The sequence below is a fragment of the Serratia sp. JSRIV006 genome (genome assembly GCF_019968685.1).
Lineage (GTDB): Bacteria > Pseudomonadota > Gammaproteobacteria > Enterobacterales > Enterobacteriaceae > Chania > Chania fonticola_B.
This window is the reverse complement of sequence record NZ_CP074137.1, coordinates 1,033,290-1,052,456: the sequence shown is the minus strand read 5'-3', so window position 1 is coordinate 1,052,456 and position 19,167 is coordinate 1,033,290. Positions and strand designations below refer to the sequence as shown.

The window sequence follows — 19,167 nt, the reverse complement described above, 5'->3', positions numbered from 1 at the left end:
TGCTCGCCTCTCCCGCCCGGCGTCATCGGCATACTGCCGTTAGATAGCTGAGTGCCCGCTGCTGACTTTCCGGCGGCAGTTGGTAACTCGTCACGCATTGCTCGCCTGCACCCTCACCCCATTTGGCTTTCACCTCGCCACGTGGTGGCAGCCCGGTCAGATAGACCTGCCCACCGTCGGCAACAATGCTGCCAGAGCGGCCATTATCGAAGGACACTACCGTCCCGAATGGCAACGGCTGTCCGTTATAGGTCAGCGTCATCAGTACCTTCAGCCCGACATGGGTTTTAAAATCGGCCAGCACCACCGCGCCGTGATTCGGCACCACGCTGACCACCGCGTCATCCAGCTCGACGTTGTTTGCCAACGTATTAGGGTTCAACGCCACGCGGTTTTCCCGGTAATCCATGGCAAACGGCAGTACGGCATATCCCCGCGAGTCGGTACGTATCCCGCTCTGGTTTTCCACCGACACGTTACCCGCCCCCGGTGCTTTGACCAGGATCAGGGTGTCGTTCAGCGGTTGACTCAGGGTGATGCCGTTCTCATGCGCCAGCACGCCGCCGCTTAGCCCGTAATACAGTTGGCTGGTACCGCTGCTGCGGCTGTAACCCACGTTGGCGTTGCCAGAAGCCCCGCGATAGTTCAGCGAGGTGTTACCCGTCCCGCCTGAAGTGCCCGTTCCGCCTCCGGCGTAACCGGCCTGCACGTTGTAACTCAGGTTGTTATCCTCCAGTAACGTGCCATACACCCCAGCCTGATTAGTCATCCTGCCGCTCAGATCGTCAGACATGCTGTAGCTGACGCTGGAGCGGTTGAAAGCGGACTGGCTGTCGGAACGCAGCCAATGGCTGAACGGGATGCTGATGTTGAAGGCCAGCATATTGTCGCGTCCGTCCTGCCAGGCATTTTTGGTCAGGCTGTAGCTGAGGGTATAAGTGATATCCTCCAACGTACCGCTGAAACCGGCCTGCAGTTGTTCATCCGCCTTACCTACCCCCCAATAAGTCTGGTGGCTACCGGTCAGATAAAAGGTGCCATTGTCCCCAACCTGCTGAGTCACCGTCATCTGCAACCGCCCACGCTTGTTGTAGGCCAGATTGTAGTAATCGGTGAGTTTCGGCATGAGTTCGACAATACCTTCATCGGTTGCCGCCTTGTACCCGCTCATCTGGCGCCAGGTCGTATCACCCAGCGCGTAATAGCCACTGGTGGAATAGCGGTAACCGAGCAGTTGCAGGTTGGTGCCCCACTCGTTTAATGCCTTGTTATAAAGGAAGCGCAGCGACTGACCCTGATGGGTGCTGTCATCCGGCAAGGTGGCGCGAGCCTGGGTGATGTCAAACGACACCGCGCCGAAAATGCCCAGGTTTTTAGCCACCCCAAGGTTGAATGCACGATAGCGGTCGGCAAGCTGAGTACCGCCAGACAGCGTCCAGCCGTCGGCCAGCCCCCACATCAGGGTGCCTTGGCCAAAGGTAGGTTTTTCTTGCTGATCGTTGCCGCTGCGATACTGCCCCACCATCACCGTATATCTCACCTGCCCTTGGCGCAGCAGCCCAGGAACCGACGTATAGGGCACGGTAAAGACCTGAGCCGTGCCGTCGGCTTCCTGAATGCTGACCTGCAAATCACCGCCGCTGCCCGATCCAGACAGATCGTCGATGGTAAATGGGCCTGGTGGCACCGTGGTTTGATACACCTCGAACCCATTCTGCTTGACCGTGACCCTGGCGGTGCCACGGGCAATTCCGCGGATCACGGGAGCATACCCTCGCTGGCTGTCTGGCAACATATTGTCATCCGTCGCCACCTGTACGCCGCGGAAGTTCGCGCCGTCGAAAACGTCCCCTGAGGTATAGCCGTCACCCAACGTCAGGCGACTGCGCAGCGGCGCAATATCCCGCTGCAAATAGGTATTGACGTGCTGCCAGCGATTTTGATTGGAGCTCGATCCGCCGCCGCTGGTATAGCTCCAGGTAGTATTATCCCGCAGTCGCCAGGCTCCCAGATTCACGCCGCTTTGTAAGTTAAGGAAGGCGTAATTGCTGTTGCTCGACTGGCTGTTACGGACATTACTGCCGGTGAAGCTGTAATTGAGCAGCCCGGCAGTGATGCCGTTTTGCCACTGGTCAGGCGGGATATAACCACGGGCAGAGTTGCCCATGTAAGCCTGGGGAACACTGATAGACAGGCGCTGCCGCCCGACGTCAAAATCAGTGGAGGCTTCCTTGATCAGCGAGGTTAAGGGTACGCAGGCTTCCGATGCCAAGATGGCCATTCCTGGGACAGCCCGGGTATTAACGCCCATGGTGGCCAGTTGGCTGCGAGTCAGGCAAGGCACCAAGGCCTTGTTGTCGGCATCGGGCCGGAAAGAGACATCCCGGGTCGACATAAACCCGTCATTCATATAAATGTCGACACGGTAGATACCCGGAGGCGCCTCAAGTCCCTTTTCGAACCCTGACAGATCGGCTACCTTCGCCGGATCGTCAGCCAGAAAACGAGGGTTGAAGTAATTTTCCGCTCGAGCCGATGCATCGCCACATAGCGCCCACAGCATCAAGGCTAAAGGCGTTAAAGTCAGCTTTAAGATGGGGGCACCCTGGTGGTTATCGTTTATCACTCTGCGACTTTCCGTGCCGTTTTTCAGGTATAGCATGATCCCTCCGGTTCGATACAGGTCGCCCGGCTGCCTGATTTATCTGGTTATAGCTTGATGAAGTGGATGGCGGCTCCAGGCCTTACTGCATCACACCCTTGAATGCTGGCGTTTGGGCACCGTAATCGTTGATCGTCCGATAGGAAATCGTGCTGCCTGCATCGGCGGGGAGCGCCACATTGGTCGAACCCATAGGCGACACCATAGTGTTTGCCAACTGCCGCGTGCCAGCGTTCAACTCGCTCAGCGTGATGAAATAGGGGGTGGGATTGACGATCGTCAACTCTTTGCCGCTACGTTTAAAGCGCAGTTGCTCCGGAGCCTTGTCTGGCGCAATACTCAGCCCATTGGGCCGATAAAAAAGTTTGATACGGCTGGTAATAGCCAATTGCAGGGTGTTTTCATCCTGGCGTGATTTGTCCAGTGAGGGGATCGCTTTGACGTTAACCCAGAACAGGCTCTCCCGATCCTTCGGCAAGCTTTGATTAGTCGCGTCAATAATGCGCAGCGTGTTCTCTTTTTTTCCCTGCATCAAATATAACGGTGGCGTAATAATCAGCCGACCGTCTTTCTGGCCATCGGCGTTTTCTACCCAGGATTGGATCAGATAGGTACTTTTCTCATCGTTATTGCTGACTCCCAAAGTCACCTGCTTCTGATCGGCAGGATAGATCACCCGGGTCGCACCCAGGCCGACTCCGGCGTTTGCCATACCCACATGCCCCGCCGCCAACAACAACAGCACGGACATTGCCTTTCCAACCTTCGAAATTGTTCTCACATTTACCTCGTCCATCAGGATCTGACTTCCATAACACTGCGTGGCCAAAGGCCAAACATTCACAGCGCTATTACTTTTCATCTTGCGGCCAAGGCCTACTGATAAGTCAGTGCGAACCAGGCCTGAGCGTTAGCCAAACCATTGTTCACCGGCTGTCCGGTGGCACGGTATTTCGCTACGAAATGCAGGATCACCGGCCCCTCTTGCAACGGCACCCAGTACCGCGGCGCGGTATTGAGTGGAATAAATCGGCCTCTGTCATCAAACAACGCCACGGCTACGCCAGAGGCGACACCTGGCCCGTCACCAACAGAAAGCACCTGCGGATTATTGCTGTCTGCCATGCCATGGAACATCACGCCCACGTTACGACTGACCGTGGAAGTACAGTTCTGCAGATGTAAATCAAAGGGGACTGGATCGGCCTCATCGCCAGGCATACGAAACCGGTCGGTGGTGATATTCCCCATCGATACCGTCAAATTGCGATCTCCGGCTTCCACCGAACAGGTTTCAGCGATCACTTCACCCTGAAAGCGCATCAGGCCACCGAGAGGTTGTTCCTCCCAACGATCGTCAGCAACGGCCTTCCCCACCAACAGCAGAGTTAGCAGGAGTCCCGCTCCCATTCTCCACATCGCACACTCCTTGCCTCCGATAGCTGAAAATCAGGCCTCCCTGGCCTGTCATCATCATCCTTGATAGCTAATTCAGCTTACTGATACTGCACCTTGAAGGTCGCATCAGCATTGGCAATACCGGCAGTGGCTACGCCGGTCGCGATATAACGAGCCTGGAATGGAACAATAACGGTGCCATCAGAGAGCGTAGTAGCCGCACTGAAGGTAGCGCCATCAACCGCTAACGCAGTACCGGTGCGGTCAAGGATCTGAACGCCGACGTTGGTTGCGTTACCCGCCGCAGAACCTTGCAGGGCCAGCGCAGTAGGATAGGTAGCGTTAACCGCTGTGCCGCTGAAAGCAACAGCTGCCTGAGTAGCAACGGTTGAATCACAATCATTCAGTTGGATGTTGAACCCGGTAGCGGAGCTAACATCACCAGCGGTAGCCAGTGAAGTTGTTTTAACCTGCCCCAATTGCACTGTCTGGCCAATAGAACCGGCATCCACGGCACAGGCCGCATTAACAACTTCCCCTTTAAAATGGATAGGGCCACCGTTGACAGTAGTAACCGTTGCCGCATTAGCGACGCCAGCCAGAGAAAGAACTGCGGCAATACCAGCAACCAGTGATTTGATTTTCATACTATTTTCCTTTGAACACATAATGTTTCATAACCATGAAAAAGTGTGGAGGTCGATTCCCCTGGCGGGCAACCGCACAGACTTCATTTCTACTCACGGCCGGACCTCCCTATTCCGTTCAGTTTTCGCCAACAACATGAGACATTTGGGGCTATTTTGTCGCACCCTATAAAAAAACGGTAAACACATTAATATCGAATTAATTGACTAATTTTCATTGCTTAATCATTAAAATAAAAGATTAAATGCTTTGCTATTATTAGGGGAGTGTGTTTTTGGATATTTAAGGAATTTGCAACAGCGGGCTGGCGCAGTGGCCAAAATTTATAGGGTAGAGATAGCGATTTACGGAAGTAAAAATATAACTTTGTTTTTCAGTTAGATAGATCTTGATCAAGGAATTTTCTAATACAGGGCATTGCAAAATCTTATCTTTCGTTTAAGAATTAGGAACAGTTTAGCCCCAATTGTTTCATCTTTCACCTGATTATTTATCAATAAATCCTTTATAACCAATCCGTTACGCTCCCACATCCCGACAAAGCGCGCCGCGTTGCTGGCGGTATATCGCACGGTGTGCCTGATGTTACGATGCCCCAGATAATCCTGAATCAAACGGGTATCAGTGCCCCTTTCCGCCAATTCATAGCCGCAGGCATGGCGCAGCATATGGGGATGCGTATGGGTAGCGGTGCCCGCCAGTTCCCCAGCCTGACGGATAATTCGCCAAGCCTGGCCGCGCGATAGCTGAGTACCACGCTGGGAGATAAAAACAATCTGTGGATCCACTGCAGGCTTCCACTGCGCCCTGACCTGGTTCCACTCCATAATCGCCTTGCATTCATCACTCATCAGAGGATGAACGGTAGAGAATCCATTCTTAAGCCGGCGTATATTTATCCGTCCTTCAATCATTTCAAGGTCATGATAACGCAAGTTCAACAACTCGCTGATACGAAACCCATGGCGGAAGGCAAGCAGGATCAGGCAACTGTCCCGTATCCCGGTCTGTTTATTCCGGGCAGCACTCATCAGGTTGTTAACTTCGGTGAGAGTGAGAAATTTACGTTGTGCCACAAAAAACTCCTATTGCAATTAGGCTGGATATTACTCGCTCAAGAATTAATAAAATCTGTCGCTGACAGATTGCTTAAAGCATAGCTTATTGTGATGAAGGATTACCAAATAAAAATAGGTTTACCCACCCGCTGGCTAAAACTAAAAAAAACAGCAAGACCATAAAAATTTAATGGGCTATTTCCAACACTTCACAAGCGTAAGATTTATCTCACCAAAAGAGCGTTTTTTAAGCAAGGCCAGGACTAGCCTGACACCTACAGCTAAAACGAGGTTTTCTCCTAATCACTCTGGTAGACAAAAATCAGCCAAAAAGAATTTTAAATTTTGTAATAAGATGAAAATGCCATCACGCTATTTTGCTAATCAATTGTTCATCCTGTTATTTTTAACCTGACAGAATGTCACATAACTATAGCGGTAATACATTAGCTTATTACGTGTATTCGCTTTATTGATTGAGAAGTTCAGATAAAGGGAAGGCAGTGGAACGGTAATAACAACCCGCGCGGTAGACGGTCGTGGAACCTGTCGGAAACGGCTGAGGGCGTCGGCCCGCAAAACGCAGGCTGACGTCCTCAGGATAACACGTTAAAGAATATCCACATTAATCACTGCCGAACCGCGAAAAGCCCCCCCCGCCAGATTACCGTTAACCTTCAATATCGAAGCGATGGGTACGGCTATCGTTTGATTGGCCGCGATCTTTTCCAGAGTGCCAACATTGGCTGGCTGGTCGCGGACAAACAAATCCGCCGCCAGCGAGCCATCCATACGCAGCTTGATACCGGTGGTGGTCGTGTAACCGATCACCGTCACTTTAACCGTAGCACTGGCAGTGCATTTAACGAACAAGTCAGAGCTTTTTTTCAATCCTGGCACGCTAGCAGCCTGAATGTCCCCATAACTGATGTCTACCGAAGTACCAATCAGTGAACAGGCGGGGCCTGGCGGTGGCTGAGGCTTCCAGCCATCACCGGTTCCGCTGTTATGTTCAAGAGAAACGTTCATAGTCGGACCATCCGCAGGACGTTTGCCAACTTCCTGACCCAGCCCGAAGAAACTTATTTCATTGGCTTGCAATGTAAACGTGATAGGGAGGACTTTTGCTAAAACTTCACTACAGTTTCCGCTTGCCACCCCCGACGCGGAGGCAATCATTCGTTGATACATACCCGTGGTGGTACTCAATATCGCGTAAAAGTAAACTGTCTTGCCGGTTTTACACACAGTGGTGTAGCCACCGATACCATCAGGCTGGGCACTAATGGTCTGTTGCTTTGGCCCGGTCCAGCTCACATCGATTCCGGCGGTGTAACCATATAGAGGCATCAGCAGACCAGCAACCAGCACGGTTCTTTTGAGTAGTGCTGTTCCTATTAACGTCATTATCTGTTCCTTATTGCTCTGCGCTGTTACTGATTAGCGCCTTCACAGAGGCCAAGCGGCGTCAGCCCCTAGTCATAGGTCAATGCAAAGGTCATGCTGGCACTGAAAGGGCCGCGGTTAATGGTTCGGTTGGTAATCGCGTCTGGCTCGCCTTGCACATAAGCCATCATGCGCAGATAGTTGTCCCCTGCCGCTAATGGGTAGCGATGAGTGCCCAACTGGTTCAATGGCACAGGATTGCCATTTTCTGTCTCAACGCCAATACCAATGCCCGATGCCTGGCTGGAGGCATCCAGCGCCAGTAATCCCGGCAAGGCAGGATTTTCCACCCCGGTAAAGGTGATCTGTACCGATTTGCTCAACGTCTGATCGCAGTTGCTTAGATGCAGTTTGAACTCCCAACTGCGGGTTCTTTGATTGTGATACAACTGTTTGTCGATCACCGTACCAAAATCCAACGGAATGGTTTCTTCACCCGGAGGGATGATGCAAGGTTCCGCCACCAGCGTGCCGTGTAAGCGCATCTTTGCCGCCTGCACGCCCTGGCTCAGCACTAGCAGAGCGACGGTGGCGCAGAGATATCTCAGTATTTGCCGCATATCAGCTCCTTATTGGTAATCCGCAAGCAGCGTCGCCGTGACTTCAAAGGCCCCTTCTGTCAGCTCGGTGCCCGGTTTTTTAACCGGCACGGCTTCTAACATCGGTGGATTTTTTGGGTCAATAGAGATAGGCGTACCGAGCTCAAACGGCTCGCCGTTCTGGTAAATTTTGATGCCCAAATTGGCAATGTTGGTCTGTAGCGTTGCCGGCTCAAAGGCGGCACCCGGGCCGATCAACGTCAGCACCATGCTCCATGCAGATCCCGCCGAACAGTCCAGCACGTAATCTACCTGCCTGCGGTGCTTCACCCCATCCACGCTATTGACGCCGATCCGGTCAAAAGGCACGTCGAGGTCTTTGCCATTGTTCACCTGGCAAGGAGGTGGCTCAATCAACGTACCGCTAAAGCCCATATTTTCTGCCGCTTGCAGTGGGCTTATGGCCAGCAGAGCAAACAATAGCAATAGTGACATCCCTGCAACCGATCCCATTCCTTTCTCCCGTTTCACTGGTAGTCGACCACCATCGTGGCTACCGACGTAAAGTAGCCAGCGGTGAGAGTGCCCCCTGGGCGCTTCACCAAGGTGGCAAACAATACAGGCTGATTTGGCAGCGTGAAATTCAGCCAGCTATTCACTGGCATTGCCTGGCCGTCATTTGACAAGGCGATCCCCAGATCGCCTTTCGAGGTTTGCAGAGCGCCGGCAAAACCGGCGTCCGTGCCCTGGATCTGCATTTTTAACGCGTTGGTATTGCCTGCCGAGCATTCCAACGTGTAAGGCACCGGCTGACGGTAGTTGATACCATCAACCCGGGTCGTCATCACCTCGTTGGTAAAATCCACCATGATGGTTTGATCCCCGTTAATCACGCAGGGCGGCGGCAGTAAAATGTTGCCCGAGATAGTCAGGTTGGACGTCGCAGCAACGGCTGATGACATGCCCAAAACCAGTATCAAACCTGCAAGTCCCGTCGACGTTATCCACGGCATAGTTCACCTCTGTTGCGTGTAGGCTATGAGTTACGTTTGCCAGGTTCTGCCTGACAGGTATCACCCGCACAGCGGAAAATAAGTTCTGGGCGGCCACCGAAGTCATTCACGTAGGTCAGCACCGGCGCGCTACCTAAAGCACTGACGCTGGCGCTTAACGGTGCATTGGATTTAGGGGGAACCATCAACGGAACAAACCCTTTGGCGCTCTGGCCACCTTTAGTGGTGCTAGCCTCAACGATAGTGATGTAATACGGCGTCGGGTTGTTGATCACATAGCGATCGCCCTGGCGCGTCAGCGTCATTTTTTCCTGCCACGGCGTACTCATCTGTTCCTTGGTCGGTTCAATCGCCTGCGGGCGGTAGAACAGTTTAATGCGTGTCTGTAGCGCAATTTGCAGCGTATTCGGCTTGTCACTACGCGGTGGAATTTCACGCAGGTTGAAATAGAACAGCGATTCACGATCCTGCGGCAATTGCTGCAAAGCTGGCAGTCCCTGCACTTTCACCTGGCTTTTGGCACCAGACTCAATACGCTGCACCGGAGGCAGAACGATCAGCGGGCTGGTGATCTTGTTCCCCTGCTCATCCTCAATCCACCCCTGAGCCAGATAAGGCAGGTGTTTGTTTTCATTGCTGACGTTCATGCTGACAGACTTACTGGAAGCGTTATAAATCACCCGGGTACGATCCAGGGCAATCGCCGCATTAGCCTGTGAGGTAAGGATGGCCAGCAGCAATGCGCCAGCAGTTAATAAATGTGTGGTCGTTAATTTCATCAGTCTTTTTCCGTTCAGCTTCTGTTTTCCGTTGCCGGATTTTCCCCTGCGGCGATTGGCCGGCAAGGCAGCAGTAAATTCTGTGTCCCTTGCGGTGGGATATGCGTTGGCAGCGTTATTTCGCACTGGGTGATACCATTCCAACTGGTGGTCATCTTGGCTCCGGGCTGAATACCACTCAGGTAAACGCTGCCGTCATCGTTGATAATGCCAACGTCCCGTTGCTTGCTATTTTGTACCGTAGCCCCGAAAGGCGGTGATGACCCGTCAGCCAGACGAACCACCGCCATCGCTTTTTCACCAGCCACCACTTCAAAACGCCGTAAACCAATCGCCCCTTCGGTCAATGTCGCCTGCTGCACCGAACTGAGCGCTTCGGTCTTATCGTCCAGCGCGTTCAGATCGATGCTGACCTGGTTGCGGTAGTAGCTGTTGAGATCGGACACCACGGCTTTACCAAAGCGGTTGGATAAGGTGGTGGCACCATAGCCGCGCACAGGAACGCCTGCGACTCCGTCGGTATCCAATAAAATGCGCGTTCCGCCTGGCATGCCAATCCGATGCATAGCCACGCCCTCCCCGGTCGCCGTGACCCCACCTTGCAGCATCAGGCCCAGAGAGCTGGAGCGCCCAGCTTGATAACCCGCGTTGGCACTCACTTGCGCGTCGTTGCCCAAATGGGTGTAGTAACCGCTGGCAACCGCGCCTTGGCGAGCAGCGCCTGCACTGATCTGATAGGAGTCGGCGTCATTCACACGGCCGAAATAACCCACCTGGTGAGTGTTTTCATTGCGATCCCATGACCCGCTGTAGGTGATGGAACTGGAGTGACCCCAGGGAATGGTGAGCGCCAGATACATGCCGTCGTCATTGGTGCCGTTAAATTTGTTGCGATAGGCGGTCAACGAGAGGTTAAGATCCTTGAACTTGCCCAGATCGAAGTATCTCGCCAGCGACAGGTTATAATGATCGTTGGCACTGTCGTTCCAATAGGTCTGGTGGCTGTAGTTGATAAACGTGCTCAGGCCCAGGTCGACAAACTGCTTATTGAACGTAACGGTGTACATCTCCTTGCTGCTCTGGGTGCGGTAACCGGTAGTCCGTGCGTCCAAAAATTCGCTCATGTTCATGAAGTTGCGTTCTGAGAAGCGATAGCCGGCAAACGTCACCTGGCTGTCATAATCGTCAAAACGCTTGGAATAACTGAGGCGATAAGAGTTACCAAACAACGAGCTTTCCTGCGGCAAATTAGCCCGGGATTGGGTGACATCGAACGACAGTGCACCCAGCATCATCAGATCGCGGCCCACCCCCAGCGCCAACGCGTTATAGTCGTCGCTCCCCACGCCGCCACCGTACAGTGACCAGCCGTTGCTAACCCCCCAGGAGAATTCGCCGGTGGAGAACAGTGGCCCGCTGACGTTGTGTTTCCAATCGCTTGGCCGACCTGCCGCGAGTTTATAGCGCAACGAACCTGGACGGGTCAGATAAGGGATGCTGGCAGTGTTCACGGTGAACTCCTGCACGCTGCCATCCTGCTCCTCAACGCGAACCTGCAGTTGGCCGGAAACCGCATCATTCAAATCCTGAATACGGTACGGGCCTGGGGCGACCTGAGTTTCATACAACACGCGGTCCTGCTGGCTAATGGTCACCTTGGCATTGCTTTTGGCGACGCCACTGACTTCCGGAGCATAGCCGCGTAAGTTAGGTGGCAACATGTTGTCATCGGTATTAAGCGTAACGCCGGTGAAACGGAAGCTGTCGAAAATATCGGAATTGAGAAAGTTTTCCCCCAGCGTCAGGCGGGCAAGCAGCTTGGGCAAGGCCCGATAAGCGTAATAACGGCTCCAATCCAGGCTATTTTCGCCGTTGCCGCCAGACTGATTTCTCATCTGCAACTGCCAATCCGCGCGCAGACGCCAAGGGCCAAAGTTGGCCCCGGTAGTCCCATTACCACTCAGGCTATAGGCCTGATCCTGGTGCTGCTGGCGCGAGGTCAGGAAATTCAGGTTATAGTCAAACAACGCACCGGTAATGCCGTTATCCCAACGGGAAGGCGGATCCCAATCCTCAGAACTGTATTCAAGATAGGCTTGCGGCACGCTGAGCTGCAGGGATGACGTCGCCAAATCGCCCTGTACCGTCAATCCTGAAATACTTTGCAGATCGAGACATTGCCCATCGTCTTCCCAGATAATGTCCTTGAGCACGCTGTCTCTCAGGCCAAACAGCTCGATCAGTTCAGGCGTCAGGCAAGGTTCGCTGCTTTTAGGATCTGCTTTAGAGGGCGCGAAGGTGATTGAACGCTCCGCGATTTGCTGCTGGTTGAGAAACACCGCCATGGTGTAAGTCCCTGGCATAATATAGCCGCCACGGGAGAAATGGCTGAGATCGAGATTTTCCCGATCTTTAATATCCAACACATCGGTATTGAACTGGATATCATCTGCGGCATGCGTAAGATAAACCGGGCTTCCCAGCGATAAAGCAATACAGACCCACAATCCGCGCAGCCGGAAAGTAGAATTCGCAACAGGTTTGGCCATCGATAAAAATTCCGTTTATCAGTAATAATCCATTTTGAAACGCACGGTGGAGCGGTACTCACCGGCTCGCAGTATCTGGTGATTCGGCAACAGGTTTACGGTGTATTGCAGGAGCTTATCTCCGGAGCTTAACTCTGCCAGGGGCATAGCTACGCCGGGTAATGCGATGTTGCCTGATTGGTCTTTGATCTGTAGCCCAACGCCTTGGGCCTCGCCTTCAATACCCAGTAATGCGCCATCCTTCAAACCATCAAAGGTCACGCGGAATGCTTGCCAATCGGGCATCGTGGGATCAAAGCGTGGCAAGGTGCAGTTAATTAAGCGAATAACAAAAGGTTTGGCGATACCTTGCCCATCATGAGCAATCTGTGACGCAGGAACGGTGATCATCTCAATCACTTGCTCACGGCTGCTCATCTCAATGGCGCAGGCAGTTTCAATAATGCTGCCTTCCATGACGACACGGCCCCGTCCCAAAAACGTATCCGCCGTTGCGGTTACGCTAAACAGAGCGCTGAGCAGGCAACTCGCCACGATATATTCCATGTTGTTCACGCTGTTAATTCCCTTCGACACCATGACCTTAAGAATAAACATGCGGGTTTCCCCGCATGTGTGACCGTTAAACCGGTTAAAACTTACTGATAAGCCAGGGTAAAGGTCGTGGTGGTGCTGAAGTCGCCTGGGACGATTTCTGCAGCAGTTTTACCGTCTGCACCCATGTCGCCCTGCAGGTAAGCAGAGAAGTTCAGGATGTTGGTTTGATCCTGGATGCCCTGTGGAGCAGTTGGCTGGCCCAGTTTGATCAGCGTACCGCTACCGTCGGTGATAGCCAGGCTAGCGCCACGAGCAGTACCGGTGATGCCCAGCAGATCGGCGTTACCTGCAGAAGTTGGACCTGTGAAGGTGGTGGTTACCGTTTTAAGGGTAGATGCATCACAGTTTTCCAGGTGGATGTAGAAGTTTTCAGGGGTAGATTTACCGCCGTCTTTCAGCGCTACGTTAGCGATCTGGCCCATTGGGATGCGCTGGTTGTCATCGCCTGGGGCGATAGAGCAAGGTGCATCAATGATGGAACCGTAGAATTCGATTGTGCCATGGCCCGCATCCTGTGCAGCATTGGCAGCAGAAACAAAACCCAAAGCGATTGCGGCAACCATGAATTTGTTCAGTTTCATATTTCTATTCCTTTATTAAATAAATTGATATAAACGACTAATAACCATCCATGTCAAACATGGTCTGGGGACTGCAAAAAACATGAGACGCTCGCCCATTATCCAATAGGGATACGCTTCATTTTTTATACTCCGGGCACTCAAGGTAGGTTATAACGGTCAGCCTTCCACACTGGTACCGTAATAGACCCGCAGGGTCTTATATAAACCTATTTTATTGGTGCAACCAATTTTCTTCATAACGGACACGCGATGACTGCTGACCGTCTTTATATTAATACCTAAAATCGCACCGATCATTTTTGGCGTGTATCCGCGAAAAAGATAATAGCAAATTCGTTTTTCTCTATTGCTTAACGCAGCCAGGGTCCCTTTAGGGATAAACTTGTCGCGTTTTGCCCATGTTGTATTTGGTGAATCGGCAATCTGTTTCAGCAGTGCATGCGAACACTCATTGGCCGCAATAAAAACAACCCGATCTCTATAGCGTTGCTCAATGCTTAGCGACAATATATTCAATAACGCAGTACTGGCAATCACCACCATCAACGTTCGGCTTTTCTTCTCACGTATCATTTCGCTAATCAACAACGCACTACGTGCCGAACCATCCGATATCGAATGTTCAAAGGCAGTATGACCATGCTGTTGCTGCAATTTAAGTAAATTACATCTGATACCTTGTAAAAAGTAGCTATTGTTGCTGGAGATATGGAACGAAATCTCAGTGATATCTTCACTATGATAATCGAAATCATATTCACTCACACCACACCCGTCATCCATAACACTACCAAACTTATCGCCAAATCCATATCGGCTATCGTACATCTGCTTCCCGCCACTATCGCTGAAAAGTTGGATGCATGTTAGCGACCGACGCCAAAATGTCATAATCAATTTATATCAACCTGTGAAATTTCATTTAATTAATATAAAAAAATCAATAAAATCATGGTGATGAGAAAAATTTCACTTAAGATCAACCAAGCTTAAGAAGATGCCTAGAGCGGAATATTTGAGCATTAATCGATATTAAACAATTTACTAATCAGAAAAATCTTGCTAAGTTTTATTACGCAAGACCAGTAACGGCCTGTATCCTGGCGGTTCAACGGTGATGCTTTAACAATCAGCAAGAAAAATCTCATTTAATAAAATCGTATACTATCCGTTGTTTTTTGTTTTAATAACGCTCGTGATTTTGGACAAGGAAGTGAAAGGAATGACTAGTAACTGTAGCGGTTATTATTATCTCATCGGTGATAGCGTTGAGTTCTGGCCTGAGGAAAACTTGCTTTACTCTCGTGTCAACGGTGAGAAAATCACGCTATTTATCGCAGCCTCACGCTGCCTTCAGCTATTATTAAGCCAACAAGGTGAACTGGTTCCGCAGCGGGATCTGTTTGAAGCCGGATGGCAAAAAAATGGTTTAGAGGTGTCTAACAATACCTTTTACCAAAACATCCTTATGTTACGTAAAGGATTAAAGCTTGCCGGCTATGAGCAAGCAGTGATAAAAACAGTGCCCCGCCAGGGCCTTACCGTTCCCTCAATGGTTCCGGTAGCAAAAATAATACCGGACACGAGTACAACCTCTGCCGAAGAAATATTTAGTGTAGAGGAAAACCCACTGCCAACACCCAGCAAAGTGGATAAAAAAGCATCCTCTCGGCCTCGCCATCTGTGGGCAATATTGCTTAGTCTCTCTTTTGGTGTCGGTATTGCGCTGTTAGCTGCATGGAATAGCACAGAGAACAAGAATTTCTTCTCTCATTTTAACTTCGTAGGGAATATAGAGCAGTGTTCGGTCTACCTCCACAGCGGCCAGACATCGTTGCAGTCCTACAGGCAATTTATTGCGCAGAACAACTTCACCTGCAAAAAACAGGAGGTTGTCTACTTTACTGCCAACCCATTGGTTCCACGAGCCTCAGTCATTCGCTGCGAATGGCCATTTGCTTCAGGGACCAAGAATCTCTGTATTTCTGAATATTATCTGGAGTGGCAGCATCATGAATAAGCCCCAACTTTTCGGTGTATTTACACTACTCTCTTTGTTGTTCCTGTTGCTCGCGCTGGGAGCATACCGCCTCTATAGCCAATATCAGCAAACACATTTTAACTGCGAAGCCATGCTGCTGGTTCACAAAGATGATGCGGAACTGGCCCTCATGGTTAACTTTATCTTCCAGGGTGATAATGGCATCGCCAGCCTGAAGGGCACCCTTAAGCAGGGCGATAAGACCACCAGCGTCAGCAGAAAAAGCTATTTTGATTTCAATCAGATGAAACAAGTTTATCATCTTAAGTCAATTTCAGCGGTGACCACACCGGCCGACAACAGTGACAGCAAAGATCTCGCCCGTTACCTCCCTCTTTTTTACCTGGAACCGGGGCTGAAGTTCGACTTCACCGCTTACCCTGCTACCAAAGAAGGGTACGTTTTTTCTACCGGGCAGGTACCGTCATTTTACTGTGCACGTAAGTGAAATTTTGACGTTAACGAGTTTCACTTTGTGGAGGATGCTCGTTAACGCTGAGATCGAATGGCTAAAACAGAAAACCGTAGGAAAGTATCTCTTTCCTACGGTGATAATATCGCCGTGGTTTGGTACGGCTTATCTACAGCACATCTACCACAACAACCGCAGACCCGCTGAACGCGCCAGCCTTGACGGTACCCCCAGTGGGGGCGAGAGTCGATGCAATCTGCACATCTGCCGAACCATTAATGGTGATTGGCGGCGGGAATTTTGAGCCGTTGATAGTGATAGTCGATTGTATTCCATTGTAGAAATTGACGGTGTTATCCGATAGAGCTGGGACAGTTATCACAACCTTAGCGGGAGTCGGGCAGGTTATCTTCGCCGTAAGGCTGGCGGTATTCCCATTAAAGTCAGTGCTGTCCACCAGGCCATGGTCGAGCACTGTTGGCCCGGTTATATCGCACCCGGTGGTGAAGGGTTTGAGAACAGTGTTTACGCACGACGTTGTCAGCCTCGCATTAGTGCTGTTAGGACCTTCATAGACAACACAGGTGCGAGTGTTTCCTATGTTCGTATTAACCCTGCTAGCTTTGCCCTTCCAGCTCCCACCTGTTCCGAGCCCGGTTCTCTTCATTAGTTCCGTTTGGAAATCCGACCAATAATAGTAATTCTTTGCATAGGTGGAAGTATAATAACTAAAGGCGCAGTAGGTATCAGTGGCATAGGCATTCCATCCAACATTATTCTTGGTCACACACACGTTAAAGAACGAGGTCGTGCCTGGGCGGATGTTTGTTGTATCGTATTGTTCGACACCGTCGGTATAGGTGAAGAACAGCTCTTGTGTTGCCTGGTCGAATTGCGCACTGGTGATGACGAACGCAGCAAAGCTGGACGGGCTGGCCATCAGGCAGAGTAAAGTAATCAGCGATTGTATTCGTTTCACGATGTTGTACATATTTCTCAAATCTCGGTTTCAGGAAAGGGCCGCTATCAGGCGGCACGGCTTGCTACTGGTACTCCAGCGCAAAAGTCGCCGTGGCCGTAAATCCCCCTTCGACTATCCCTTGGTTGGCCTTGGCCGCAGGTTCTGCCTGCACATAGGCCTGCAAAGCTATTGTCATGTTGCCCTGCGTCAGTGGCGTGGTGGAGCCCTGGACATTGAGCGGCAATGCCTGGCCAGCGCTTGTTTCCATCCCCACTGCCACCCCGCGGGCCACGCTGGCAGCATCCAGCGCCAACAGCCCTGGCAATGCCGTGCTCTCGGTGCCCATAAAGGTCAGCTTCACACCCGTTGCCACCGCCGTATCACAGTCATCCAGATGCAGCGAGAACGCCTGGCTGGGGGTGCGCGTATTGGTGTACAGGAACTTATTAACCAGCGTGCCAAAATTCAGCTCTATGGCCTCGTCACCCGGGCGCAGGGTACAGGGCGCATTCACCAGCGCGCCTCTGAATTCCATGTTCTCAACTGCCTGAACCGAGGTGCAAAATAAAAGCGGGCAGGTTGACAGTAGTGCCAGACCGATCCGTGGTAACGCTTGCCATTGCTTCATCAAACGGCTCCTATTGGTATTCGGCCAGCAGCGTGGCGCGTGCGGTAAATGCTCCCGGGCTCGGTGGCTGCGCCGGATCGGCCACTGGTACCGCCATTATTGGCGGGGGGAATTGCGCTGTAACTTGGCTGGCAAACGAGTTCAGATAAAACGGATTGTCATTTCCCAGCGACATATGAATGCCCAATCCCGCGATGCTGCTCTGAATGGCAGCACCATCAAAACGGGTTGCCGTGCCCTGAATGCTCATCCGAACTGACCCTGCGGCGCTGCAATCAATCTGGTAAGGCACCGGCTTGCGGTAACGTACCCCGTCGAGATTACGGATCACCAGGTTGTCACCAAAATCCACTTCGATCGGGTCACCGTTATTGATAGTACAGGGCAGTGCCTCTACCAGGCCGCCCTGGAAGTTCACCTGCACCGCTTGCGTTGGTTGCACCAGTGCAGCCATCATGCCCAGCAACATTGCCAGGGAAACTGTTTTAGCCGTCATTATTCATCTCTCACTGATAGTCCACCAACAGCGTGGTAGCCGCGGTAAAGGCCCCTCCACTCAAAGTGCTACCCGTGGCCTTAACCGGAACTGCCGTCAGTGCAGGACGAGCCGGATTGGTAAAATTCAGCCAGGTGTTCATCGGCAATTTGACGCCGTCACTGCGCAACTCGAGGCCCAGATTGGTTTTGCTGGTACCTAGCACACTGGCATCAAAACCTGCCCCTCCGCCCTGAAATTGCAGTTTCAGCGTTGCGGAGGTCGCGCCAGTGCAGTCCAGCGTATAAGTGATGGGCTGTTCGTAATTCACCCCATTTATCCGCCCGGCCAGCATATCGTTGCCAAACACCACCGAAATATCGCTGTTGCTGTTAATCACGCAGGGTGGTGGTACCACCAGGGTGCCGGTGAACTTGACGTCCACGGCCTGCGCCGGTAAAGCGCTACTCAGAACGATCGTCAGGGCCAGAACAGGCCATACCGCTGTTAGCTGTTTCATAACACCTCCACCAGCAGCGTTGCCGTGCTGTTGAAGACTCCACCCGGCAAAATGGCCCCCGGCCGTTTCACCGGCACGGCACTGATGGCAGGCGGCGTGGCCGAATAACTGAAGGTAAACCATTCACCCAGCGCTAACGCACTGTTGTCCGGTTTCAACAGCTTGATCCCCAGATCCGTAAAGTTGGTTGCCAACACGTCAGGATCAAAACCGCTAGCCGAACCCTGGAACCGCAGACGCAAGCTGGAAGCGCTGCCGGTACAGCTAAGGGAAAACGGCACCGGCGTGGCATAGTTGTTGCCATCAATGCTGGTGGTCTGCAAGGCACTGCCAAAGTTCACGTCAATCGCGGTGTTACCATTCACTATGCAAGCAGGTCCCGTCATCACTATCCCCTTGATGGTGAGCGCAAGCTGGTTGCTGGCCTGTGCCACAGACAGACACAACACCAGGCTCCCCACCATACCGAGAGCCGTACGCCAAAAGCTCCTGAGAGCGGAACGGCCCTTAAGCCGATAAACCAGCCTATTCATAGCTCAGCCTGAAGTTGATATGGGCCAGATATGCGCCAGCTTGTAGCGGCGCCCCGGTACGCTCCGGCGCGATATAGTAGGTCAGTACGTTGTTGCCAGGTGTCAGCAACTGCGGCTGTCCGGCCAACCCCCGGCACGACGTCGCGGCGGGAGTCATCCGTCAGACGCAACCCCATAGCAGCCTGCGCCACGGGAGAAAGCAGGGCAGCCAGTGCCAGTCCGCTCAGGACGGAGCACTTTGCCGTCTTGCCGGGCAGTCTTCTCTTTTCCATGATTGTTTTCCTTGTTCTTCCTTCACGGTTCATACCCGCCAGGCACCGCCCA

The 19,167-nt window shown here is 52.1% G+C and carries 22 protein-coding genes; 2 read left to right on the top strand and 20 right to left on the bottom strand.

Features of this window, described 5'->3' with window-relative positions:
• Positions 1-22: 22 nt before the first annotated feature.
• The 14 genes from KGP16_RS04805 to KGP16_RS04740 form a co-directional block, all read right to left on the bottom strand.
• Positions 23-2,662 carry a fimbrial biogenesis usher protein gene (locus tag KGP16_RS04805; protein WP_094983302.1) on the bottom strand — a complete coding sequence of 880 codons (2,640 nt, stop codon included), beginning with the start codon at positions 2,660-2,662 and terminating at the stop codon, positions 23-25.
• 82 nt (positions 2,663-2,744) lie between these two features.
• Positions 2,745-3,413 (bottom strand): fimbria/pilus periplasmic chaperone, encoded by a 669-nt coding sequence (locus KGP16_RS04800; RefSeq protein WP_065686983.1) that lies wholly within the window; start codon positions 3,411-3,413, stop codon positions 2,745-2,747.
• Between the two features lie 125 nt (positions 3,414-3,538).
• Complete coding sequence (locus KGP16_RS04795) at positions 3,539-4,081, bottom strand: fimbrial protein (protein ID WP_021179445.1); 543 nt, start codon at positions 4,079-4,081, stop codon at positions 3,539-3,541.
• 77 nt (positions 4,082-4,158) lie between these two features.
• Entirely contained in the window at positions 4,159-4,707 is a 549-nt protein-coding gene (gene fimA, locus KGP16_RS04790; RefSeq protein WP_024530428.1) for a type 1 fimbrial major subunit FimA, read from the bottom strand.
• A 405-nt stretch (positions 4,708-5,112) separates the two neighbouring features.
• Entirely contained in the window at positions 5,113-5,784 is a 672-nt protein-coding gene (locus KGP16_RS04785; RefSeq protein ID WP_115160357.1) for a tyrosine-type DNA invertase, read from the bottom strand.
• A gap of 591 nt (positions 5,785-6,375) precedes the next feature.
• A complete protein-coding gene (locus KGP16_RS04780; RefSeq protein ID WP_223500894.1) occupies positions 6,376-7,173 on the bottom strand; it encodes a hypothetical protein in 798 nt (265 codons plus the stop codon).
• 68 nt (positions 7,174-7,241) lie between these two features.
• The gene (locus KGP16_RS04775; protein ID WP_223500892.1) at positions 7,242-7,772 is read right to left on the bottom strand and encodes a fimbrial protein; all 531 of its coding nucleotides are present in this window, start codon (positions 7,770-7,772) and stop codon (positions 7,242-7,244) included.
• A gap of 9 nt (positions 7,773-7,781) precedes the next feature.
• Positions 7,782-8,264, bottom strand: coding sequence for a fimbrial protein (locus tag KGP16_RS04770; protein ID WP_223500890.1), 483 nt, complete (start codon positions 8,262-8,264; stop codon positions 7,782-7,784).
• A gap of 14 nt (positions 8,265-8,278) precedes the next feature.
• A complete protein-coding gene (locus tag KGP16_RS04765; protein ID WP_223500889.1) occupies positions 8,279-8,713 on the bottom strand; it encodes a fimbrial protein in 435 nt (144 codons plus the stop codon).
• Between the two features lie 74 nt (positions 8,714-8,787).
• Positions 8,788-9,543 (bottom strand): fimbria/pilus periplasmic chaperone, encoded by a 756-nt coding sequence (locus KGP16_RS04760; protein WP_059199841.1) that lies wholly within the window; start codon positions 9,541-9,543, stop codon positions 8,788-8,790.
• Between the two features lie 14 nt (positions 9,544-9,557).
• Positions 9,558-12,092: an outer membrane usher protein gene (locus tag KGP16_RS04755; protein WP_223500887.1), complete on the bottom strand. Its 2,535-nt coding sequence runs from the start codon at positions 12,090-12,092 to the stop codon at positions 9,558-9,560.
• A gap of 18 nt (positions 12,093-12,110) precedes the next feature.
• Complete coding sequence (locus KGP16_RS04750) at positions 12,111-12,689, bottom strand: fimbrial protein (protein WP_223498923.1); 579 nt, start codon at positions 12,687-12,689, stop codon at positions 12,111-12,113.
• 41 nt (positions 12,690-12,730) lie between these two features.
• Complete coding sequence (locus tag KGP16_RS04745) at positions 12,731-13,270, bottom strand: fimbrial protein (RefSeq protein WP_059199840.1); 540 nt, start codon at positions 13,268-13,270, stop codon at positions 12,731-12,733.
• Positions 13,271-13,429: 159 nt separating this feature from the next.
• Positions 13,430-14,101 carry a helix-turn-helix transcriptional regulator gene (locus tag KGP16_RS04740; protein WP_172413943.1) on the bottom strand — a complete coding sequence of 224 codons (672 nt, stop codon included), beginning with the start codon at positions 14,099-14,101 and terminating at the stop codon, positions 13,430-13,432.
• A 394-nt stretch (positions 14,102-14,495) separates the two neighbouring features.
• Here KGP16_RS04740 and KGP16_RS04735 point away from each other — a divergent pair, with 394 nt between their 5' ends.
• Entirely contained in the window at positions 14,496-15,293 is a 798-nt protein-coding gene (locus KGP16_RS04735) for a winged helix-turn-helix domain-containing protein (protein ID WP_115160364.1), read from the top strand.
• Positions 15,286-15,762, top strand: a complete 477-nt coding sequence (locus KGP16_RS04730) for a hypothetical protein (protein ID WP_094982084.1) — start codon at positions 15,286-15,288, stop codon at positions 15,760-15,762. Before KGP16_RS04735 ends, KGP16_RS04730 begins: the two co-directional genes overlap by 8 nt.
• Before the next feature lie 133 nt (positions 15,763-15,895).
• On the opposite strand, the gene KGP16_RS04725 is transcribed toward KGP16_RS04730, so the two are convergent.
• From KGP16_RS04725 to KGP16_RS04700, 6 genes are read right to left on the bottom strand one after another with little or no spacing between them, the layout of a single operon-like run.
• Complete coding sequence (locus KGP16_RS04725) at positions 15,896-16,717, bottom strand: PapG chaperone-binding domain-containing protein (protein ID WP_223500885.1); 822 nt, start codon at positions 16,715-16,717, stop codon at positions 15,896-15,898.
• A 52-nt stretch (positions 16,718-16,769) separates the two neighbouring features.
• A complete protein-coding gene (locus KGP16_RS04720; RefSeq protein WP_223498922.1) occupies positions 16,770-17,315 on the bottom strand; it encodes a fimbrial protein in 546 nt (181 codons plus the stop codon).
• Between the two features lie 10 nt (positions 17,316-17,325).
• Complete coding sequence (locus tag KGP16_RS04715) at positions 17,326-17,811, bottom strand: fimbrial protein (RefSeq protein WP_223500884.1); 486 nt, start codon at positions 17,809-17,811, stop codon at positions 17,326-17,328.
• Between the two features lie 10 nt (positions 17,812-17,821).
• Positions 17,822-18,310: a fimbrial protein gene (locus tag KGP16_RS04710; RefSeq protein ID WP_071926044.1), complete on the bottom strand. Its 489-nt coding sequence runs from the start codon at positions 18,308-18,310 to the stop codon at positions 17,822-17,824.
• Positions 18,307-18,843: a fimbrial protein gene (locus tag KGP16_RS04705; protein ID WP_223500883.1), complete on the bottom strand. Its 537-nt coding sequence runs from the start codon at positions 18,841-18,843 to the stop codon at positions 18,307-18,309. The genes KGP16_RS04710 and KGP16_RS04705 overlap by 4 nt, the downstream gene beginning before the upstream one ends.
• Positions 18,836-19,000 (bottom strand): hypothetical protein, encoded by a 165-nt coding sequence (locus KGP16_RS04700; protein WP_181817579.1) that lies wholly within the window; start codon positions 18,998-19,000, stop codon positions 18,836-18,838. Before KGP16_RS04700 ends, KGP16_RS04705 begins: the two co-directional genes overlap by 8 nt.
• Positions 19,001-19,167: the final 167 nt, after the last annotated feature.